The following is a 21,029-nucleotide window of genomic DNA, read 5'->3' on the forward strand; positions in this document are numbered from 1 at the left end:
CGGGGGGGGGTGGGCGGGGGGGGGCGGGGGGGGGGCGCCCCCGCGGGGGCCGGGTGGGGGGGCCCCCCCCGCTCCTTGGTTTCGCGACGCGCTGGTGGTGCCGGGTACTTGGCACCGGTATCGGTGGGGCCGGGTACTTGACTCCGGTATCGGTGGGGCCGGGGTCGTTCGCCGGTTCGGTGGTGGCCGGTGTACCTGGCGTCCGGTGGCGTCGGGGTGTTCGGGGACTCGGCGGTCGCCGGTGGCGTCAGGGGGTTCGGTGCTGCTCGTTGGCACCGGGAGTGCTCGGGCTAGCCGCGACGCTTCCCTGTTGCCGGGCCCGTCTCCTCCGCCGTCCTGTACTGGGCGTGGCCGTGACCGTCGCGCCGGGCGTGCGGAGACGTCACCGGTGACGTGTCCAGCCGGGCGGTGATGACCAGGGTGCCCTCCTCGATCTGGTAGTCGAGGGGAAGGCCGAGGCCGCGCATGGCGGCCACCATGCCGGTGTTCGACGCCTGCGTCACGGCGTACACGCTCGCGCAGCCGGCCTCGACGGCCATCGCCACCAGGCGGCCGAGGAGTTCGACGCCGATCCCGCGCCGCTGCCACTCGTCCTCGACGAGCAACGCGACCTCCGTCTCGTCGCCGTCCCAGAGCAGATGACCGAGCCCGACGATCCTGCCGGACGCCGTCCGCACGGCGAGGGTGCGCCCGAAACTGGGGCTGAGCAGGTGGTTGAGGTACCGGTCCGCGTCCCCGACGGGGCCGTGGTACCGCATGCTCAGCGTGCGCGGCGAGCAGCGCTCGTGCATCGCCTTGGCGGCCTCGACGTCCGAGACGTCCGCGCGCCGCACGGTGATCGCGTTGCCCTCGGGCAGCGTCAGCATGTCCTGTCCGCGCGGAACGCGCGGGCCGAGCCGCGCGTCCAGTTCGACCAGCGCCCGCGCCCGGGCGAACTCGGTCGGTGTGAACGGCAGATACGGCCGCTCCACCGTGATCACACCGCCCTCCGGCGCGCGCAGCCGCATCACCGTGTCCTCCAGAGCCCCCTCCACGGGAGCTCCCTGCGTCGCCCGGCCGGAGACGGGAGAGGTCGCGGGCAGCGAACGGATCGTGCACCGCCCGAGCAACTGCCGCAACGCGAGGGGAAGTTCGGATGCGTCCAGGGCCGTACGGGTGGCCAGACCGAGCACCCGGGTCGGCGCGTCCACCAGGTCGTGGGCGTCGGCCCGCTCGATCCAGGTCGACATGCCGCCGGCCTGCGCCACGCTGCGGGTGATCTCGGAGGTGGCCAGCTCGGCGGGCGCGCGCAGCAGGAACTCGTCGACCGTTCCGTCGGCCAGCGGGTGCGTCTGGAGGCTCAGGATGTCGACACGGCGCTCCGCGAGCGCCATGCAGAGCGCGGCGAGCGAACCCGGGGCGTCCTTCACCGTCGTCCGCATCCGCAGCAGCACGGTCGCCTCCACGGCCGGCAGGGGCGTGGAGGCCGTCGCATCCGCCCCGGAAAGCGCGCCCGTCCGCCCGTCCGAGGGCGGCCGGGCGCCGGTATCGCCCGTCGGCGGCGCGTGGCCGTGGCGGCGTGCCCACCATGTGTGGAATCCGGCCGTGGCGACCAGGAACACCGCCGAGATCACCAGCAGCGCGGGACCGTCGGGCCCGTGCCCGATCAGGTTGGCCACTCCGTCCGCGACGGCCACGGCCGTGAACAGCGCGGCGAGTTCGACTACGTCCCGTCGCCAGTGGTGAACGGGCCGTCCGTGCTTCGCACGCGTCACATCAGACATGTCTGGAGTCATACAGTCACTGTGAAGGAATGGTGTTGCGTGATCACGAACGGCTTGTGACTGATCGGTTAAGTGTCATTCTGTCCGATTTACAGTTCTTTTTACGGGTCTTTTGCCTCGAACGCAGGACCTGGCTGCCCACCTGGTCAGAGCCGTCGGACCACTGCCGCCCCTGAGAAGAGACCCTTCGTGCCGGGCGGCGGCTCCCCGTGCCGGGCGACAGCTCCCCGTCCCGGCCGGCGGCGCCCCGCGTCAGGCAACCGCCTCCCGTGTCAGCGCGGTCCGCAGCCGCCGGGCCTGGGTCGCCACCCTGGACGAGCCCCGCCGTTCGGCCGTGCCGGCGAGATGCGCGAGATCACCGCGCGCCCCGGCCCGCTCGGCGCAGTCGGCGGCGATGGCCAGCAGCTCACCGAGTCCTCGCACCGCGCCACCGCCCGCACCGTCGGCGGCGAGCTCGGCGAGCAGGGCCGGCAACAGACCGCGCAGCACCGACCAGACCGTGGCGGACGCACCCGTGGCCGCCGCCGTGCGTATCGACTCGGCCAGCCGGGACTTCTTCAGCGCGCCCCTGAGCACCAGTTCCCCGAGGTCCGCGCCGAGCCGCCCGGCGTCGAGCTGTCCCCGGGCGGCGAGGACCAGCAGGGCGTCCACCGCGGCGAGCCGGTCCTCGGGATGCCGGGCTCCGAGCCCGTACGCCACGCACAGATGCAGTGCTTCGCCCGCCGAGCCGTCGGCCTCGGCGAGCAGCGGCAGCAACGCGGTGTGCATACGGCCGTCCTCCACCGCGGCCGTGCTGAAGTCGCTCACAAGACGCGCCGCCACCAGTTCCCGGCGTCCCGGTACGACGGCCGGCCAGTACTGCCGGTGCGTGCCGCCCCAGTGCCAGCAGTACGAGCGGTCCTTGAACGCCGTGAGGGGGCGGCCCAGAAGCCGGAACTCTCTGGGGAACAGGCCCTGTATCTCTTCGAGCTCGCCCAGTTCCAACAGGACGCGGGGGCCCGAGGTCCGTCGGCGGATCGTCGGGAGCAGCGGCCCTTCGGAGGTGAGCCACTGGGCCAGGCGGTACCCCTCCGGGCTGCCCAGGGCGCGGGCCCGCGCCGCGGCCGCAGCCGCCGTCATGGCGTCGTCGCGCCGCACGCGCAGAAGTGCCTGCGCGAAATCGGCCGTTCCCGGCCGGGCGTCGAGCCGCCGGTATTCGGTGAGGCGTTCCACGAGCTCGTCCGGCTCCAGTAGCCCGCTGTCCCAGGTGGGAGTGGCCAGCAGGAACGGCAACGGTTCGGTGCGGAGACGGTGGGCCACCTCCCACAGGCGCGCGTCGAGGGCGCGGGACAGCGCGCCGTGATGGCAGTTCCCGCTCGCCGGTCCCCGCTGCACCGCCGCGTGGAGCGTGTCCATGCTGACCCCCTCGAACAGGGCCGCCAGGACGACTTCCAGACCTTGCGCCGACTCGCGGAAGCTTCGGTCCACGACCGGGTAGCTCGGATCGCGGTCCTTCCACCAGCAGCGCGCGACCACGGGGCCGAGGGCCTCCATCAGCGCGTCCCGGTCACGGTGGGCATGGCGGACCAGGCCGTCCAGAGCGCGCTCGAACGCGGCGACCCCGCCACCGGAGGCCATGATCGCGCCGACCTCCTCGGCCAGTTCGGCCACCGACTCCGGTGCCGCCGCCAGCCGCTCCCGCTCCGGAACCGGCGGCAGTACCTCCTCCTGGACCGTCGAGGCGGAACCCGGAGCCTCGATGCCGAGGACGCGCCGCGCCCGCAGCCGCAGTCCCGGGCTCAAGTCGGCGCTGAGGTCCTCGAGTCGAGCCCGTCCCTCGTGCGGGTCGGGGAGGGCGCCGGCATGGCGCTCCACCAGCTTCAGCGCACGCTCCTGCACCTCCGTGTCCTCGTGCCCGAAGGCTTCCGCCGCCGCGGGCAGCAGCACGCCCGCGGCGGACGGATCACGCTTGAGGACCTTCCCCAGCAGGACGAGCTGGGCGCGCACCAGCTTCTTCTCCGTACGGAAGAGCACGCCCGAGGACATCTCGGCGAGCTGCCGGTGCGTCAACTCGCCGTCCAGCGCAAGAGAGGCGAGCACCGACTGCGCGTGCCAGGCGACGGCCGGCACGGCCTGGCAGGCGAGCGCCGTCCAGTCGGCGGTGCGCTCGCGTTCCTCCGCACGCGTCGGAGCCAGGGACGACAGCATCCGCAGGAACACCCGCTGGTCGGCCGGTGCGCCCCCGCGCAGCAGCCGTGCGACGCAGGCGTCCACCAGGACCTTGCGGTCGAGGGTGCCGTCCTCGGTGAGGTCCGCGAGGGCGTTGGACCAGCTCCCCGGTCCGTCGCCCAACAGCCAGGCGATCTGACTCGTGACCTCCAGCGACTCGAAGAGCGCGGTGATCAGCACGGACAGATGCGGCTCCTTGCGCAGTCGCTGCGCCACGGTGTCTCCGCTGTGCCATGAGGCGCCGATGTGCTCCAGCCAGCCCCGGACATAGGCGTCGGTCGTCGGAACTGCGCAACCGGAGAGCCCCACCAGCCCCGACAGCAGGGCGAACGGGACCAGGGACGTCGCCGGCCGGGCGGCGAGCCGGTGCGTCAGATCGGCGAGCCAGTCGGACTCGCGGTCGCCCAGGACATGGAGCAGGACACCGGGGGAGGCCTGGGACCAGCGCATGTCGACGCCGGCGATCCAGGTCGCCGCACCGGCGGCGCCCGTGTGACAGGCCGCGCCCGCCGCGTGCAGCGCGGGACAGGCCACGCGGGACGCCGCGTTCCACGGCGCGGACCGCAGCTCCTTGCGCAGCTCCTTCAACGCGGGCAGACAGGAGCGGCGTTCGGCGTCGGTCATCCCGTCCAGGAGCCCGGCGGCCTCGACCGTCCGCCCCGCCCGTACCGCCTTCAGCAGTGCTTCCTCGCTCATCGTCCTTCGCCCCCGTCGAACGGAACTTCCTGGAATTTCTCGCGTTGTCCCGTGGCCGGGGTCGCCCCGCGCCCATCCACGTGACCATTGCCGTGCTCGACCCTGGCGCCCCGCCGCACCATCCGTACCGCCAGAGCGTGCTTGCACGGCCCGCGGCCGCCCCGGTACTTCGCCCACCACAGGCAGGAACAGCTCAGCGTTCCCGCGTCGTCGCGGACCCGGTGCACATGCCCGTCGTCCGCCGTCACTGTGCCGATGGCCCCGTCCAGGGCGACCGCGCCCGCGGAGACGAGGGCGAGGGCCGACCGCAGGCGCGGGTTGTGCCGCTCGGCCCGCCCCGCGTCGTAGGGCAGCTCCCGGTGGAAGTACGCGGCTTCCGCGGTGTCGTAGCCCACGCGCCCCGATGTGCCCAGCCGGACCAGGGCGGCTCTCACGCGCTCGGCCGGCAGGCCGGAGGCGGTGGCCAGGTCGCCCACGTCCACGCGCGGCTCCCACGCCAGCAGCACCGCGATCAGCTCGGCGTCCTCGGCCGCCTCGTCGGTGGAGAGCGCGTCCAGGACCCCGCCCTCTCCGGAGAAGCCCCGGGACACGTCAGGCGAGAGCGTGAGGGTCAGCCGCATTCCGGGGAGGACGGCTTCCCAGGCGCCGGCCACGGCGGCGTCGCCGGTGACAGGTGAGCCGTACACGCGCAGGGCCGTCGCATGGCGCAGCACCCGCTGGAGAGCGATCAGCCGGTCGGGGCCGGGCAGGCAGACGGCTCCCGGGACCGGCCGGGTGGTCGGACGGAGTCCCCGGCCCGCGGGCACCACCCACCGGGGGCCGCCCGGCCTGCCGCGCACCGTGCCGCGCGGGAGCGAGCGCAGGAACCGTACGGCCTCGGCCGCGGGCAGCTCGGCCCGCAGGTCGAACCCGGCCGCCGTCACCTGGGCCTCGGCGAATCCCCGCAGCCAGCGGTCGGGCAACGGCACCCTCTTCTCCACCACCGGTCCGTCGAGCGTGGTCACGGCCATCTCGTCGGGGCCCACCCGAAGATGCAGCGGATCGTCCGTGCCGATGCGGGAGAGGGCCTCGCGCAGCGGGTTGTTGACGTCGACGTTCGTCGTCCCGTGCCCGATCTCGCCGCCGTCGAGGCCGGGTGCCAGCACGTCCAGCCGCGCGTACACCCCGCCGCAGCCGGAGAAGGACTCGAACCGCAGACGGTCACCGTTGCCCGTGACCACCGGGTCGAGGGACGCCCGCAGTTGCGGCTGGTAGTAACGCGCCGCGGCGACATCGGCCACCGCAAGCAGCCCCGCGGCGGCCACCTGAGGTGATGTCAGGAAGCCCGCGAAGAACCGCGGATGGTCCTCGATCCCGGTGGGCGTCGAGCCCCGCGAGGTCTCCAGCCCCAGCCGCCGCCCACCGGGCACGGGCTCCAGGACGGAGGGTCGGGTGTAGGCCACGGCCTGCAAAGATCGCGTCATGCAAAAACCGTAGAGGCGACCACTGACAATCGCCTCTGACCTGCGACGACTTGCCCGCCGGGCCGACGGGGACAGGAGGCCACGGGGTGGGTCCGCCGTGCCCGGCGGCCGGGGTGACACCGGCGTACGGGGCACGGCGGACCGGTGTGCCTACTGGCCTACGCGTCCGGGCTGGAGCGCCTGCGTGAACAGCACGGTCCCGTCCTGTTCACGCAGGCGCACCGTCAGCTCGCCGCTGTCACCGTCGATGTCGACCTCGCCGAAGAACTGGTAGCCGCCCGCGGGTGAGACGTTCGAGGCGACGGGCGCCTTCACGAACACCCGCTCCGGACCGAACGTGCCGTCCAGGGCACTCGCCGGGAAGGCTCCGGCGTTCAGCGGGCCGGAGACGAACTCCCAGAACGGCTCGAAGTCGGTGAACGCGGCCCGCGACGGCTGGTAGTGCTGCGCCGACGTGTGGTGCACATCGGCGGTGAGCCACACGGTGCCCGTGATCCGCCGGTGCTTGATGAACCGCAGCAGCTCGGCCAGTTGAAGTTCACGTCCGAGCGGCACGCCCGGGTCGCCCTGCGCCACGGCCTCGATGTTCGGCTGTCCCTCGGTCGTGTCCGGCACGACGAGACCGAGTGGCATGTCCGCCGCGATCACCTTCCACACGGCCCGCGAACGCGACAGCTCGCGCTTCAGCCACTCCAGCTGCGCGGCACCGAGAATGCCCTGCGGATCCGTCGTCTGGTTGTCGGGGGAGTTGGGGTTGCGGTAGGTGCGCATGTCGAGGACGAACACGTCCAGGAGCGGACCGTGACGCATGACCCGGTGCACGCGTCCGTCCCGGTCGCCCGGCCTCAGGGTCGACACGGGGAAGTACTCGCTGAACGCGCGCCGGGCCCGCGCCGCCAGGACGTCGACACTCTTCTCCGTGTAGCGCGTGTCCGTGGTGGCGACCACCTCACCGGGGTACCAGTTGTTCCGCACCTCGTGGTCGTCCCACTGGATGACGGAAGGCACCTGGGCGTTGAACCGCTTGAGGTTCTCGTCGAGCAGGTTGTAGCGGAAATTGCCGCGGAACTCCGCCAGCGACTCGGCGACCTTGGACTTCTCCTCGGTCGTGACGTTCCGCCAGGTGCCGCCGTCGGGGAGCGCGGCCGTCGCGGCGACAGGGCCGTCCGCGTAGATGTTGTCGCCGCTGCACAGGAAGAAGTCGGGATCGAGCCGGGCCATCGCGTCGAAGATGCGGTAGCCGCCGATGTCCGGGTTGATGCCCCAGCCCTGCCCCGCCAGATCGCCCGACCAGAGGAAGCGCACACCGCCGCGCCGCCCGTGCGGAGCCGTACGGAACGTCCCGCTCACCGGCTCGCCGGTGCGCCGGGGGTCGTCCGGGTCGGCGAGCAGGACGCGGTAGTGGATCTGTTCGCCGGACGGCAGCCCGTGCAGCCGGGTGGTCCCCGTGAAGTCCGTGTCCGCGCCGAGCAGCGGACCGTGCCATCTGCGGGAGTCGCGGAACGACGCGGTCGCCGAGGTCTCGACGATCATCCGCGCGGGCCGGTCGGAGCGCACCCACACCAGGCCGGAGTCGGTGGTCACGTCGCCGGTCTGGACGCCCCAGCCCGCCTTCGGCCGGCCGGACAGGGCGAATGCGGGCGCCGAGCCGAGTGTGGTGGGCAGGGCCAGTGCCGCCGACGCGGCCAGCGAGCCGCGCAGCACGCTGCGACGACCGGGGAACGAACTGAACGGACGGTGCGACATGGATGCGCCTCCGGGGACGGATTCGGCCAGTGTGCAGAGCCACACCTACTGGTGCGCCGCAGCGCCCACGCAAACCACGGGTGAACAACCGGCCCTGAGACATGGGGAATCGTCACGGCGCCCGCGGAGCCCCCCACGGATGCGCCCGCGGAGCCGAACCGGCCGGGCCGGTCGCCTCGCCGCGTTGGCCGAGAGCCCCCCGCCCCGCCCCTGGCCGTGGACGCTTCAGGGCGACGCCGACTCGTCAGGTGCGCCCCGGCCGCCTACGGCCTCCGCCATCAGCCGTACGCCGTCCCGTATCCGTGCGGGCGGCAGATGGGCGTACCCCAGCACGAGCCGTACGCCGTCCACGGCCGTCGCTCCGTAGTGTGTCGTCGGCCGGACCACGACCCCGGCCGCCGCGGTCCGTTCCAGGAAGCGGTCCCGCGGTCCGTAGCGGCGGGGCAGTGCGGCCACGATGTGCAGACCGGCCGCGATTCCGGAGACCTCCGTCCCCGGGAAGTGCTCCTCCAGGGCCGCGACCAGGACGTCACGCCGCTCCCGGTACGCACGCTGGCAGCGCCGCAGGTGCCGGTCGTAGTCGCCGCGTTCGACGAAACGGGCCAGGAGCGCCTGGTCGAGGACCGGGTTGCCGAGGTCCATGGTGCGTTTGCGCTCGACGACCTCCTCGAAATGGGACGCCGGGACGAGAAGCCAGCCGAGCCGAAGCCCGGGAGCGAGTGACTTGCTCACCGAGCCCGTGTACGCGACATGCTCGGGGTCCAGCCCCTGGAGGGCACCCACCGGGGCACGGTCGTAGCGGAAATCGCCGTCGTAGTCGTCCTCGATCACCAGCCCGTCCACGGACCGGGCCCAGTCGAGGAGTTCGGCGCGACGCCGTGCCGAGTACGCGATCCCCGTCGGGAACTGGTGAGCGGGCGTGGTCACCAGGGCCCGTACACCGGAGGCTTCGAGCGCGGCGACCGCGAGACCGTCGTCGTCGAGCGGCAGCGGTACGGTGCCGACGCCGGCGGAGGCGAACAGCGAGCCGAGTTCCGGACTGCCGGGACGCTCGACGCCCACGCGGGGTGTCCCGCGCGCGTGGAGGGCGAATCCGAGCAGTGTCATCGCCTGGGCCACGCCGGAGACGACGATGACGCGCTCCGGGTCCGCGACCACACCCCGGCGACGCACGAGGAGCCCGGCCAGGGCCGTCCGGAGTCGCGGCAGACCACGCGGGTCCGGGTAGCCCAGTGCCTGGTGGGGCAGTTCGGCCAGGACTCCCCGGTGAGCGGCGGCCCAGGCGGCGCGCGGGAAGAGGGACAGGTCGGGGCTTCCCGCGACGAAGTCGGCCCGCACCCCGGCCGCCCGCGGGGCCAGGTCACGCGCGCGGGGGCCGACGGCCCGCACCGCGCCGCCGACCCAGGTGCCGGACCCGCGGTCACTGCGCAGATACCCTTCCGCGGTCAACTGCTCGTACGCCTCCGTGACGAGCCCCCGCGACACGCCGAGATCCCCGGCCAGCTCGCGGGTGGACGGCAGCCGGGTGCCGGGAGCGAGCCGCCCGGAGCGGACCGCCTCGCGCAGCGCGGCCTGCAGGGTGCGTCCACGCGCGCGTGCCGGAGCCGACGCGGCCGGCAGGAGCAGCTCCCAGGCGGCGGTCCACGAGGGCGCCGATCCGGTCGGACCTGCCGGATCTGCCGGAGCCGCGGTCGGTGCTGTCGGAGCCGCGGTCGGAGCGGGACGTGACGGCTCGCCGCGATTGGTCCCCGATGACGTCATGGAAGTGGACCTTAATGCGGGCCACGCCCGTTCATAGCGTCACCGTCATGAACGCCACCACCACCCGGGGCGCGTTGCTCGCCGCCCTCGCCTGTGTCCTCGTCGGAGGTTCCTTCACCGCCAACAGCGTGCTGGGCCACTATCCGTACGCGGGCGGCCAGTTCCTGCGCTACGGCCTCGCCTGTGTCCTTCTGCTGCCCCTCGTCGGCCGGGGCGGCGGCGCCCCGCTGCGGCGGCTCACGGCTCGCCAGTGGGGGCGAATCGCGCTGGTCGCGGCCATCGGCATGGTCGGTTTCAACCTCGCGGTGCTCGCCGCCGAGCGCACGGCCGAACCGGCGGTCCCCGGCGTCTTCGTGGGCTGCGCCCCCGTCGTCGTCGCGGTGCTCGTACCGCTTCGGGAGGGGCGCCGTCCACAACGCCGCGTCCTGTACGGGGCGTCGCTCGTCGCCCTCGGCGCCTTCGCCGTTCAGGGATGGGGCCGCACGGACGCGGCCGGGATCGCCTGCTCCGTGGGCGCGCTGGTGGGGGAAGCCGGCTTCGCCGTACTCGCCGTACCGGTACTGCGTCCGCTCGGGCCGCGGCTGCTGTCGGCCACCGTGTGTGCCGTCGCCGCGGCCGAGTCCGCGCTGGTCGGGGTGATCACCGGCCGTGGAGCGTGGCTGCGGATGCCGGACGTCACCGAGGCGACCGCGCTGCTGTGGCAGGCGGCGGTCGTCACGGTCGTCGGCTTCGTCTGCTGGTACATGGGCGTGCAGCGCATCGGCGCGGAGCGCGCCACGCTCTTCTCGGGCCTCGTCCCGGTCTCCGCCGCCTGCACCGCGCCGCTCGTGGGCACCGGCGCCTACGGGATCGCGCAGGCCGCGGGCAGTGCCCTCGTGGGCGTCGGAGTCGCCCTCGGGTCAGGCGCGTTGAGCGTCGCCCTCGGGCGCGGTCGCCGGGCCGCCGAAAGGGGCCGCACGAGGACCGTGCCCCGGGACGGCGCGAACTCCGCTGCCCCGGACGGTTCGACCGCTGCCGCCCAAGCCCTCTCGGCCGCCGTCACCCCGGGCGGCTCAGCGGCTTCCGTCGAGGATGACGCGGGCGACGAGCGCCGGGTCGTCGTTCATCGGGACGTGGCCGCAGCCGGGCAGCCGCACCAGCCGCGCCCGCGGAATGATCTGCTTGGCCCGGACGCCCTGGCGGCGGATCAGCAGCCGGTCCCGGGTTCCCCAGGCGACGGTGACGGGGAGCGTCGGGATGTCGTCCGTGAACTGGACGTTCGTACCCGCCCGGAGCGTCTCGGAGAATCCCTCCGCGTGGGCCAGCGCGAGGGTCTCGGCGACGACCGCGTCGGGTGAACGGCGGGCGGGCCGGGCGTAGATGGTGCTGGTCAGCACGGTCCGCCCGGCCGCGGAACGGGACAGCCGCTCGATGACCGGGAGGGGCATGCGGCGGGCCGTCTGGCGCATGGCGATCAGCAGGCCGAAGGCGTACCGCCGCTCCACCGGCGACCAGAAGCCGGCGGGCGAGAGCGCGGTGACGGACCGTGCGAGCTTCTCGCGGCCCAGTTCCAGGGCCAGCAGCCCGCCGAGCGAGTTGCCGGCGACATGCGGCCGCTCGATCTCCAGCGCCTCGCACAGCGCGCCGAGCACGGGCACCACCGTCGCCAGGTCGTGGGTCATTCCCTCGGGCAGCGCCGGGGACGCGCCGAAGCCCGGGAGGTCGACGGCGATGACGTCGCGTTCGGCGGCGAGGATCGGGATGACCGGGTCCCAGGCCTGGCGGTGGTGGCCGATGCCGTGGAGCAGGAGCAGCGGTTCGCCGGTGCCCTCGCGCGCGTAGGACAGGGTGACCGCCTTCGGGCCGCGCGGTGAGGGGAGGCTGACGGTGACCGTGTCGGACATGGGGCTGCTCCTCGTCTGATGCCATGACGAACCATCTCGTAGACAGCTTGTCAGCAACTGCTACCGACGGGTAGCCCCGAGCCGTCACGAAACCTGCGCCGGGCAACTGAGCCCAGGTAACTGAGCCCAGGCACCTGACGACAGGCACCCCACGGCGGGGACGGTGGAGCCGGGCCGGGCGCGGACACCCGGCGCCGACCGGGTGCCCGTGCCCCACGTCCGCCGCGTCCGGGGTTCCCCGGCCCCGCGGCCCGCGCTAGCGCGCCCCGCGCACCTCGATGTTGAAGTCCGCGTGCCCGATGCCCTGCATGAGCTTGACCCACAGCGGCACGTACATCTCCACGGTCCGCGCGGTCCGGATGCCGCCGAGGTCCAACACACGCTGGGCGGGCCAGCCGAACTCTCCGAGCAGCGCGGTCACTTGCTCCTTGGCGCTCTCGTCGTCACCGGAGACGAAGATCTGGTGCTCGCCCGGCACCCTGGAAGGGTCCACCATCACCTGGCAGTTGACGGTGTTGAGGCTCTTCACCACACGGGTCCCCGGGAACTCCCGCTGGATCTGCTCGCCCACGCTGTCCGACTCCACGGGAGACAGCCGCAGCTCGCCGTCCTCGAACGCCAGGGGATTGGAGACGTCCAACACCACCTTGCCGTCCAGGTGTTCCGTCCCGGCCGACCGCAGCACGGTGAGCGCGACCCGCCCGCCCACCGCGTTCACGACCACCTCGCCGAACGCCGCCGCGTCCGCGAAGGTGCCGTGATGGGCCGTGGGACCCGCGCCGTCGGCCCACTCGACGGCCGCCGTGTTGTCCTTCGTACGCGAACCCAGGCAGACCTCGTGGCCCAGTTCGACCAGCTTGCCGGCGAGGGCGCGCCCCACGTCACCCGTGCCCAGTACCCCGTATCGCATCGTCGTTCCTCCCGTTGTCGGGACCGTCGGCCACCGGCGGTCCGCGGCCATTGTGCTCCGGGGCGGCTGATTCGCCCGGCTGTTTCGCCTGGACACCCGGGAATGTGTCGGGTGGGATGGTGCGGTGGCAATCGACACGGTGACCGATGTCTTCGAGGAACACCGCCCCGTACTGATGGGCGTGGCGTACCGCATGCTCGCACGCGTGGCCGACGCGGAGGACGTCGTCCAGGACGCGTGGCTGCGCTGGTCCGCCGAGGACCGCTCGGACGTGCGTGAGCCGCGCGGGTACCTGGTCCGTGTCACGACCCGGCTCGCCATCGACCGGCTGCGCCAGGTCCGGTCGCGTCGCGAGGCCTACGTCGGACCGTGGCTCCCGGAGCCGTACATCACCGACTTCGGCGACACCGTGCCCGACAGTGCCGAGCGAGCCGTCCTCGCGGACTCCGTCTCCTTCGCCGTTCTCGTCGTCCTGGAGTCCCTGTCACCGCTGGAACGCGCGGTGTTCGTCCTGCGAGAGGCGTTCGGCTATCCGTACGCGGACATCGCCGCCGTTCTCGACCGGGGCGAACCGGCTGTGCGTCAACTCGCCGGGCGGGCGCGCAAGCACGTGGAGGGACGGCGGCCGCGCTACGAGGTGGACCCGGCCGAACGCCGTGACCTCACCGAGCGGTTCCTCGCCGCGGCCGGCGAGGGTGATCTGGAGGGGCTCATGTCCCTGCTGGCACCGGAGGCGCGGCTCATCGGCGACAGTGGCGGCCTCGCCCAGGCGCCGCTGCGCGTCCTCGACAGCGCCGAGAAGGTCGGCCGGTTCGTCATCGGCGTCAGCAAGAAGGGCGTGTCCGGCCTGTCGTTGCGCTTCATCGAGGTCAACGGCGGTCTCGCGGTGCTCGCGCTGTCGGGGGGCAAGCCCGACAGCATCATCCAACTGGACGTCGCGGACGGGCGTGTCCAGTGCGTCTACATCGTGCGCAACCCGGAGAAGCTGGTGTCGATCCCCACCGCGTGATCCGAACGACAGGCCCCGGCCACCGGCGAACACCTCCCGCCGAGGCATCACAGGACAGCGGAAGCCCCCGTCTTTGTACGGGGGCTTTCGGCGTTGTGTCACGAACGTCGCCCGGTGAGAACACCCCGTGAACGCTCCGCGGCGGGGCGCCTGTGCGGTCGGTAAGGGTTCGAGGATTGGTCTTGACCAAGGGTGGGGGCGGCCCTATCGTCGCGGATAGTGCAGGAACCTTTAATAAACAAGGGCGTTAAAACGCCGCCGGGCCACGGCGATTGCGGAGGACAGGGTGGGGACCACGCAGTTGGAATCGGTGCCGGAACCGAAGTACTGGCACCTCAGGACCGTGCTCAGCGAAGCACTCGACTCCGAGTTCACGGTGGGCGAGATCCTGCCCAACGAACGTGATCTGGCGGCCCGCTTCGGTGTCGCCCGGGCGACCCTGCGGCAGGCACTCGAACAGCTCGAACTGGAAGGCCGGCTGCAGCGCCGTCGCGGGGTGGGGACCACCGTCGCGCCCCCGCGCGTGGGTGTGGCCGTCGGAACCGAACAGCATGTGTGGCCGGGGGCGGCCGGTGACGCCTGGCACGCCGTGGACTGCACGGTGGCGGCGCCCCCCGCTGCGGTGGCCGCCATCCTGGAGACCGCCGACGGCGAGCCGGTGCACATCGTGCGCCGTTCCCTGGCGACACACGGCCAGCCCGTCGCCGCCGAGCTCCTCTACATCCCGGAGTCCTCGGTACCGGACCTGTCGGCGATCGACGCGCCCTCCGCCGCCGCACGCGCGCGTGCCGTGCTGCGCGAGCTCCAGCGCCTGGAGCTCGAAGGCCAGGACCGTGCCGTCGAGCTGGGTTCGGCCCGCGCGGACGACGCCAAGGAACTCGACCGCCTTCCCGGGGCGCCCGTTCTCGTCGTCACGACCCGCTTCTTCACCGAGGGGCGCACCGCTGCGGTCTCCGTGGCCACGTACCGCGCCGACACCTGCCGGCTCACGTTCGGTGATTCGGGCGGCGTGGAGATCCACCACGACCCGGAGCGCCGCGCCTCCTGAGCCGTCGTCCGGCCCGGACCGTCGCGTCGCTCGTGCTTCAGCGGCGCGCGGTCACGGTTCCCTCCACCGCGAACAACTGCTCCTCCACATGGTCGAGGGCCAGCCGCAGCGCACCCGTCGCCACCGCGGCTTCCCCCAGCATCGAGAGGGCCACCTTGGGCGGACGCAGACAGTAGCGCGCCAACTCCCTGCGCAGCGGCTCCAGTACGCCGTCCAGGCCTGCCGCCCAGCCGCCGATGACGACCAACTCCGGGTCCAGGGCGAGGACCAGGGCCGCCACGTCGTGCACCAGCCGCTGGATGAAGCGCTCGACCGCCGCACGCGCCCGCTGGTCGCCGTCCTTGGCCAGCGCGAACACCTTGGCGACGGCCTGCTCGTCGAGCGGGTGCAACGGCTCGTCCGTCGTCGACAGCAGCGTCTCGGGGGTGACGTCACGGCCCAGCAGGTGCAGCGCGCCGATCTCACCGGCCGCGCCGCCGAATCCCCGGTGCAGCCGCCCGCCGATCAACGCGCCGGCGCCCGGGCTGAGTCCCGCCAGGACGAACACGATGTCGTCGGACTCGGTCGCCGCGCCCTTCCAGTGCTCGGCGACCGCAGCCGCGTTGGCGTCGTTCTCCACCAGCACCGGACACTTGAAGGAACGGCTCAGCCGCTCGCCCAGCGGCAGACCCGTCCACTCCGGCAGCGCCGTGCCCAGGCGTACGGTGCCGTCCGCCTCCACGATCCCGGGGCTGCCCACGCCCACCGCGCGCAGGGAGCTACGGGCGACACCCGCCCTGCGCAGCAGTTCGGCGACCGCCACCCGCAGCCGCTCCAGCCGCTCGTCGGCGGACGCCCTCTCGTCCACGTCCTTGGCCATCGCGCCCATCACGCGCCCGTCCAGGTCCGCGAGCAGCGCCGCGACGCGGTGCGGGCCGATCTCCAGGCCCAGCAGGTGCCCCGCCTCGGCCCGGAACCGGAACCTGCGCGCCGGACGCCCCTGGCGCCGCGCGGCACCCTCCTCGGCCGCCTTCTCGACGACGAGCCCGTTCTCGATCAGCCCCTCGACGACCCCTTCGACCGTCGGCCGTGACAGTCCGGTCACCCGGGTGATCTCGGTGAGGGTCGCGCAGTCCGTGGCACGCAAGGCGTGCAGGACCACCGCGGAATTGATCCGTCGCAGCAGAGAGGGATCCCCGCCGGTCAACTGCCCCAACGTCCGTCCTCCCAGCTTGTACGCGTGTTGGCCGGATCGTACTCGTCGCGGGGGACCCCGGCGAGGGCCGGGGACCCTTTCGGTCCGCGGGCCGCCGTCAGCCCGGCGCCACGAACCCGGATTCGTAGGCCGCGATGACCGCCTGAGTACGGTCCCGGGCCCCCAGCTTCGCCAGTACGGAGCTGACGTGCGACTTGACCGTCTCCGTGCCGACGACCAGCCGCCCGGCGATCTCGGCGTTGGACATCCCCCGGGCCATCAGCCGCAGCACGTCCGCCTCGCGCTCGGTCAGCGCGGCCCGCTCCATGGCCGCCCGCGCCGCCGGACTGGCCCCGCCCTCCCCGTAGTCGGCCGCCAACTGCCGCACGGAGGCGGGGAACAACAGGGACTCGCCCTCGGCCACCAGCCGCACCGCGTGCACGATCTCGGCCGGCCGCGCCCGCTTCAGCAGGAACCCGTCGGCTCCCGCGCGCAGCGCCTCGTAGACGTACTCGTCGTTCTCGAACGTCGTCACCACAACGATCTTGGGCGGGTCGGCGACCGTCCGCAGCAGCGCGCGGGTGGCCTCGATGCCGTCCATCAGGGGCATCCGGACATCCATGGCGACCACGTCCGGCCGCAGCCGGCGGACCAGCGGGATCACGGCGGCGCCGTCGGCGGCCTCACCGACGACCTCGATGTCGGGCTGCGCCTCCAGAACGGCGCGCAGCCCCGCGCGTACGAGGGGTTCGTCGTCGACGAGCAGAACGGTGACCGGCATCCGGCCAGCGTAGATCAGTGCAACGGCAGCTCCGCATGCACCTGCCAGTCACCTTCGTGCGGGCCCGTCCGGGCGCTGCCGCCGAGCAGCGCGGCCCGCTCCCGTATGCCGCGCAGACCACTGCCCCGCCCGGCCACCACTCTGCCGTCCGGCAGCGGATTGCGGACCTCCAGGGAGAGCGCGCCGTCCCTGACATCGATACGCACCCGCACCGGAACGCTTCCCGCGTGCCGGAGCACGTTGGTGAGCGACTCCTGGAGGATGCGGTAGCCCTCCCTGGACACCGGACCGGCCACCGTCTCCAAAGGACCCGTCACCTCGGCGTCCACCTCGGCCCCCGAGGTGCGCGCCGACTCCAGCAGCCGGTCGGCGTCGGTCAGTGTGGGGCGGCCGCTCGCCGGGCGTTCCGACTCGCGCAGCACCCCGAGCACCCGCTCCAGGTCCTCCAGAGCGGCTCGTCCGGTCTCCTCGATGGCGGTCAGGGCACGGGCCGTGAACGCCGGGTCGCCGGCCGCGCGCGCGGCGCCCGCCTGCACCACCGCGACGGTGAGCGCGTGGCCGATGGAGTCGTGCAGCTCCCGGGCTATGCGATTGCGCTCCAGGAGTTGCTCGGTGCGCTCCTCCAGCGCGGCGAGCCGCTCGGTGGGGGAGGGACCGAGGAGCCGCCGAGCGAGCGCCGTGGTCAGCTCGCCCAGGCCGACCACCGCGCCGTACAGGGCGAGCAGGGGCAGGGGAATGAGCAGCGCGCAGCTCCAGTGCGGGTCCAGGAGCCGGATCACGGGGTCGCCGGACGGCCAGTAGCCGAGGGCCGCTCTCGTGAGGTCGACGGCGAACATGGGCAGCCACACCGTGACCACGGAGGTCGCCACGCTCAGCAGCAGGCGCGCCTCCAGCCAGAGCACGGTCCGCCACCGGTCCTTCAGGCCGGCCGAGGGGGCGACCGAGAACGCCGTGTCCTCACCGCCCCGCTCGCCCGGCGCCAGCATGAACCGGGCCTGCACCCCCTCGCCCCGCCGGACGGCCGGGAACAGCCCCAGCGGAATGAGCATCAGCGCGGGCACCCACGGCCTCGTCATGTCGATGAACAGCCACACGCTGACGAACAGCATCGGCACCCACAGGTGCAGCAATCGCGTGTACGTCGTCCCCCACAGCAGCGGGCGCAGAAACCGGGCCATTGCGTCATCCTGCCAGCGGGCACCGACAACGGACCTCCCCCGGGCGGGGGAGACGATCTCCACCCACGGGGGAGGCGAGCGGCGGCCGACGGCGGCCAGGCTGGGCCCATGACCAGCATCGACGTCCAAGACCTGACCAAGGAGTACGGCGGCAGGCGCGCCGTGGATCATCTGACCTTCGGCGTTCTCCCGGGCCGTGTCACCGGATTCCTCGGCCCCAACGGCGCCGGAAAGTCCACCACCATGCGGCTCGTGCTGGGCCTGGACCGGCCCACCTCCGGCACCGCGACCGTCGGCGGCCGCGCGTACGCGACGCTCGACGAACCGCTCCGGAAGGTGGGCGCCCTTCTCGACGCGGGAGCGGCCCACGGATCGCGGACCGCCCGCAACCACCTGCGGGCGCTCGCCGCCACCAACCGGATCCCCGAACGCCGGGTCGACGAGGTGCTGGAGGAGACGGGGCTCGCCGCGGTGGCCCGGCACCGGGTCAAGACGTACTCCCTGGGCATGCGTCAGCGCCTGGGCATCGCGGCCGCCCTCCTCGGCGACCCGCCCGTGGTGCTCCTGGACGAACCCTCGAACGGGCTGGACCCCGAAGGGATCATCTGGATCCGGGAGCTGCTGCGCCGGCTGGCCCGGGAGGGGCGCACCGTCCTCGTCTCCAGCCACCTCATGAACGAGACCGCCTCCTTCGCCGATCAACTCGTCGTCCTCGGCCGCGGCAGGCTGCTGGCCGACATGCCGATGCGTGAGTTCATCGACGCGCGCGTGCAGCCCCGCGTCCGGGTGCGCAGCACGGACAGCCGCGCGCTGGGGGGCCTGCTCGCGGAACACGGCATCGAGGCCGTCGAGGGCGAGGAGGGCCGCTGGACCGCGTACGACACACGGCTGGAGGACATCGGACGCCTCACCTCGGCGGCCGGTCTCGCCATCCTCGAACTCGCAGCGCAGGAGGGCACGTTGGAGCAGGCCTATCTGGATCTGACCGCCACCGAGACCGAGTTCGCCGCCGCCCCGACCCAGCCTCAGGAGGCCTGACCATGTCCTTCGCACCCGCACTCCGCGCGGAATGGATCAAGATCCGGACGCTGCGCCCGCTCCTGTGGGGCCTGGTGGCGGTCCTCCTGGCCACGGTCGCGTTCTCCGCGCTCGCCGGCCTCGACGACTCCGGCGGCCCGGATTTCGACCCGCTGTTCTCGACGTTCTTCGGTGTCAGTTTCGGCCAGATCGCGGCCATCACCTTCGGAGCCCAGGCGGTCTCGGCCGAGTACCAGAACGGCGCGCTTCGTGTGTCGCTGGCCGCGGTTCCGGACCGGGGGCGCTGGTTCCTGGCGAAGGCGGTGGCGATCGGTGTACCGGCTCTGGGGATCGGCCTGGTCACCGGTGCGCTCAGCCTCGTGGTCGGGACGTCGGTGCTCGGGTCCCGGGCGGACACCCTGACCTGGACGGCGGAACTCCGGGGCGTGGTGGGCTGCGCGGTCTACCTGTCCTTGATGGCCCTGTTCGCAGCGGGTTCGGCGGCCGTCCTGCGCAGCGGGGTCGCCACCCTGAGCATCCTGATCCCGTTCCTCCTGATCGTGTCCTTCGTCGTCGGGTCGGCGTCGGGAGGTGTGGCGGACTTCCTGCCGGACAAGGCCGGTCAGACGGTCCTGCACGCGTCGTGGGACGGCGCGCTGGGACCCTGGAGCGGGCTCGCGGTGACGGCGTCGTGGACGGCGGCGGCTCTGGGCGCGGGCGCGTGGTGCGTCCGGCGCAGGGACGCGTGACCGCGGTGGCTTCCTGACGCCTCACCAATTGTCAGTGGTGGCGGCTTTACTGGACGTCATGACCATCGCGCGGCAACTCGCCACGATCGACCGGCTGTGCGCCGAGGACTTTCCCACGGGGCACGGCGGGCCGGTCGCCGGGTCGTACGGCGGTCCAGGGGGACCCGGTTTCCATGTCGTCGAGTTGGAGCGGAGCGGAGATTCCGCAGGGGGCCGGCACGGCGAACACGAGGAGGCCGAGCAGTACGAGGCACTGTGCGAGGCGCTCGCGCAGCGGCTCGCCGACCGGTGGGGAAAGCCGCAGTGGATAACCCTCGACGGCGTGTTCCTGCGCGCCCAGCAGGGCGACGAGCGCATATCGGAGCCCTGGGCCTCCCTGGGCGCGCACATGAGGAACGCGCGGGTGTGGCGAGCGGAGGAGACCGGCCGCTGGGTTGTCCTCGGCGTTTCCCGACTCGGAGAGGGCCAGGAGTTCAGACTGCTCGCGGTGATCACTGACGTGGACCCGCCGTGACGCGGGGAGCGCGCCGACGGGATGGCCGTGTTCCGCGGCTACGGAGACCGGCCCGACCGGCGCGCTGATCAGCGGTCGAGGTGGTCGAGCACGTCGGCGGCCAGCCTGTCGGCGTCATCGAGCGCGGCCGCCAGCGTCTCCGGGGTGGTGCCGAGCGCGGAGAACAGCCCGTGAGCCCGCCCCGCGAAGTCCGTCGGGGCGACGGCGAGTTCTCCGGCGGCCCGGATCGCCCCCTTCTCGTTGAGCACCCACCGTCGGGCGTGGGCATGGAGGGCATGCGCGAGAAGGCCGACCGCGCGGAAGAGACAGCCGGAGACGTAGAAGACATCACCGCGGGCGGCCCCCTTGCGGGAGGCGGCCAGGATGAACGGCGCCTCCCATCGCGCGTTGCCCATGAGCGCTTCGGGGTAGCGGCGTGTCAGTTCCCGCAGCTTCCGGAGCTCACCGCCGGGGTCGGCGAGGACCTGCCCGACGGCCACCTCACCGGCATAGGAGTGGGAGTACACGCCCAGGGGATGGCCGGGCTGGACCCCGATCTCGAACCGCCCGGCGCGGCAGTCCCGCCAGACGCGGTGCACCCGGTCCAGGTCGCGGTAGATCCAGTCGACGCGGTGACCGTCGACGGTCAGCCAGCCGCCACCGTCCACCCACGGCCCCCAGCCGCCCGGCTCGGTCACCTCCACCGGGCCACCGGTCAGCCGGGCCGCGAGCAGACCCAGCGCCGCGGTGTCCAGCGGTGGCCGGTAGTACAGGCCCAGATCGAAGTCGGAGTCAGGACTGTGCGTACCACTGGCCCGGCTGCCTCCCAGACACACACCGACGATGCCGTCGACCTCGGTCAGCCGGTTCGCGATCTCCGCCAGACGTTCCATGCCAGGGATTCTGCCGAGGCGGATCTTCGACGGCGACCCATTTCGGCACGGCTGCGCACCGCCCTCGGCCCAGCTGCGCACCGCTCTCGGCCCAGCGGTGTACGGCCCTCGGCACGACTGCACATCGGCTTCTCCACGACTGCGCACGGCCTCGGGCGCGGTGGCGCACAGCCTCGGGCACGACTGCACACCGCCTTCGGGCGCGGCTCCGCGCCGCCGGAGAATGCCGGGAGGCCGCCCGCGACGACGGCACGAGC

General features: G+C 72.9%; 16 protein-coding genes and 1 pseudogene. 6 read left to right on the forward strand and 11 right to left on the reverse strand.

Translation table 11 applies throughout. From position 1 onward, the window contains the following. Positions 1 to 290: 290 nt before the first annotated feature. The 5 genes from ACFXGX_RS24200 to ACFXGX_RS24220 form a co-directional block, all read right to left on the reverse strand. Positions 291 to 1,763, reverse strand: a complete 1,473-nt coding sequence (locus tag ACFXGX_RS24200) for a GNAT family N-acetyltransferase (RefSeq protein WP_384794790.1) — start codon at positions 1,761 to 1,763, stop codon at positions 291 to 293. Positions 1,764 to 2,015: 252 nt separating this feature from the next. Then, positions 2,016 to 4,667: a DUF6493 family protein gene (locus tag ACFXGX_RS24205; protein WP_384794792.1), complete on the reverse strand. Its 2,652-nt coding sequence runs from the start codon at positions 4,665 to 4,667 to the stop codon at positions 2,016 to 2,018. Beyond that, positions 4,664 to 6,130: an SWIM zinc finger family protein gene (locus ACFXGX_RS24210; RefSeq protein ID WP_384794794.1), complete on the reverse strand. Its 1,467-nt coding sequence runs from the start codon at positions 6,128 to 6,130 to the stop codon at positions 4,664 to 4,666. Before ACFXGX_RS24210 ends, ACFXGX_RS24205 begins: the two co-directional genes overlap by 4 nt. Positions 6,131 to 6,280: 150 nt before the next feature. Then, the gene (locus ACFXGX_RS24215) at positions 6,281 to 7,876 is read right to left on the reverse strand and encodes an alkaline phosphatase D family protein (protein WP_384794796.1); all 1,596 of its coding nucleotides are present in this window, start codon (positions 7,874 to 7,876) and stop codon (positions 6,281 to 6,283) included. Positions 7,877 to 8,101: 225 nt separating this feature from the next. Beyond that, positions 8,102 to 9,637: a PLP-dependent aminotransferase family protein gene (locus ACFXGX_RS24220; protein WP_384794798.1), complete on the reverse strand. Its 1,536-nt coding sequence runs from the start codon at positions 9,635 to 9,637 to the stop codon at positions 8,102 to 8,104. Between the two features lie 47 nt (positions 9,638 to 9,684). Here ACFXGX_RS24220 and ACFXGX_RS24225 point away from each other — a divergent pair. Further along, a pseudogene (locus tag ACFXGX_RS24225) lies at positions 9,685 to 10,521 on the forward strand (DMT family transporter); the annotation flags it as partial. A 168-nt stretch (positions 10,522 to 10,689) separates the two neighbouring features. Here ACFXGX_RS24225 and ACFXGX_RS24230 read toward each other — a convergent pair. Further along, the gene (locus ACFXGX_RS24230; protein WP_384794800.1) at positions 10,690 to 11,520 is read right to left on the reverse strand and encodes an alpha/beta fold hydrolase; all 831 of its coding nucleotides are present in this window, start codon (positions 11,518 to 11,520) and stop codon (positions 10,690 to 10,692) included. A gap of 256 nt (positions 11,521 to 11,776) precedes the next feature. Next, positions 11,777 to 12,430, reverse strand: coding sequence for an NADPH-dependent F420 reductase (locus tag ACFXGX_RS24235; RefSeq protein ID WP_384794802.1), 654 nt, complete (start codon positions 12,428 to 12,430; stop codon positions 11,777 to 11,779). Between the two features lie 124 nt (positions 12,431 to 12,554). Between ACFXGX_RS24235 and sigJ the strand changes: the two genes are divergently transcribed. Both sigJ and ACFXGX_RS24245 read left to right on the forward strand, forming a co-directional pair. Next, positions 12,555 to 13,439 carry an RNA polymerase sigma factor SigJ gene (gene sigJ / locus ACFXGX_RS24240; RefSeq protein ID WP_384794804.1) on the forward strand — a complete coding sequence of 295 codons (885 nt, stop codon included), beginning with the start codon at positions 12,555 to 12,557 and terminating at the stop codon, positions 13,437 to 13,439. Between the two features lie 286 nt (positions 13,440 to 13,725). Continuing rightward, positions 13,726 to 14,487 carry a GntR family transcriptional regulator gene (locus ACFXGX_RS24245; RefSeq protein WP_384794806.1) on the forward strand — a complete coding sequence of 254 codons (762 nt, stop codon included), beginning with the start codon at positions 13,726 to 13,728 and terminating at the stop codon, positions 14,485 to 14,487. Positions 14,488 to 14,524: 37 nt separating this feature from the next. Here ACFXGX_RS24245 and ACFXGX_RS24250 read toward each other — a convergent pair whose 3' ends face one another. From ACFXGX_RS24250 to ACFXGX_RS24260, 3 genes are all read right to left on the reverse strand, one after another. Further along, positions 14,525 to 15,682, reverse strand: coding sequence for an ROK family transcriptional regulator (locus ACFXGX_RS24250; RefSeq protein WP_384794808.1), 1,158 nt, complete (start codon positions 15,680 to 15,682; stop codon positions 14,525 to 14,527). Positions 15,683 to 15,779: 97 nt separating this feature from the next. Further along, positions 15,780 to 16,442, reverse strand: coding sequence for a response regulator (locus ACFXGX_RS24255; RefSeq protein WP_384794810.1), 663 nt, complete (start codon positions 16,440 to 16,442; stop codon positions 15,780 to 15,782). 14 nt (positions 16,443 to 16,456) lie between these two features. Then, positions 16,457 to 17,620 carry a sensor histidine kinase gene (locus ACFXGX_RS24260; protein WP_384794812.1) on the reverse strand — a complete coding sequence of 388 codons (1,164 nt, stop codon included), beginning with the start codon at positions 17,618 to 17,620 and terminating at the stop codon, positions 16,457 to 16,459. Between the two features lie 108 nt (positions 17,621 to 17,728). Between ACFXGX_RS24260 and ACFXGX_RS24265 the strand changes: the two genes are divergently transcribed. The 3 genes from ACFXGX_RS24265 to ACFXGX_RS24275 are packed head-to-tail and all read left to right on the forward strand — an operon-like array spanning position 17,729 to position 19,900. Continuing rightward, on the forward strand, positions 17,729 to 18,658 hold the full coding sequence (locus ACFXGX_RS24265) for an ATP-binding cassette domain-containing protein (RefSeq protein ID WP_384794814.1): 930 nt from the start codon (positions 17,729 to 17,731) through the stop codon (positions 18,656 to 18,658). Positions 18,659 to 18,660: 2 nt separating this feature from the next. Then, positions 18,661 to 19,386, forward strand: coding sequence for an ABC transporter permease (locus tag ACFXGX_RS24270; protein ID WP_384794816.1), 726 nt, complete (start codon positions 18,661 to 18,663; stop codon positions 19,384 to 19,386). 58 nt (positions 19,387 to 19,444) lie between these two features. Next, positions 19,445 to 19,900: a hypothetical protein gene (locus tag ACFXGX_RS24275; RefSeq protein ID WP_384794818.1), complete on the forward strand. Its 456-nt coding sequence runs from the start codon at positions 19,445 to 19,447 to the stop codon at positions 19,898 to 19,900. Between the two features lie 68 nt (positions 19,901 to 19,968). On the opposite strand, the gene ACFXGX_RS24280 is transcribed toward ACFXGX_RS24275, so the two are convergent. Then, positions 19,969 to 20,772 carry a nucleotidyltransferase domain-containing protein gene (locus tag ACFXGX_RS24280; RefSeq protein WP_384794820.1) on the reverse strand — a complete coding sequence of 268 codons (804 nt, stop codon included), beginning with the start codon at positions 20,770 to 20,772 and terminating at the stop codon, positions 19,969 to 19,971. Positions 20,773 to 21,029: the final 257 nt, after the last annotated feature.

Origin of the sequence: Streptomyces sp. NPDC059371 (assembly GCF_042751995.1) — a bacterium.
GTDB lineage: Bacteria > Actinomycetota > Actinomycetes > Streptomycetales > Streptomycetaceae > Streptomyces.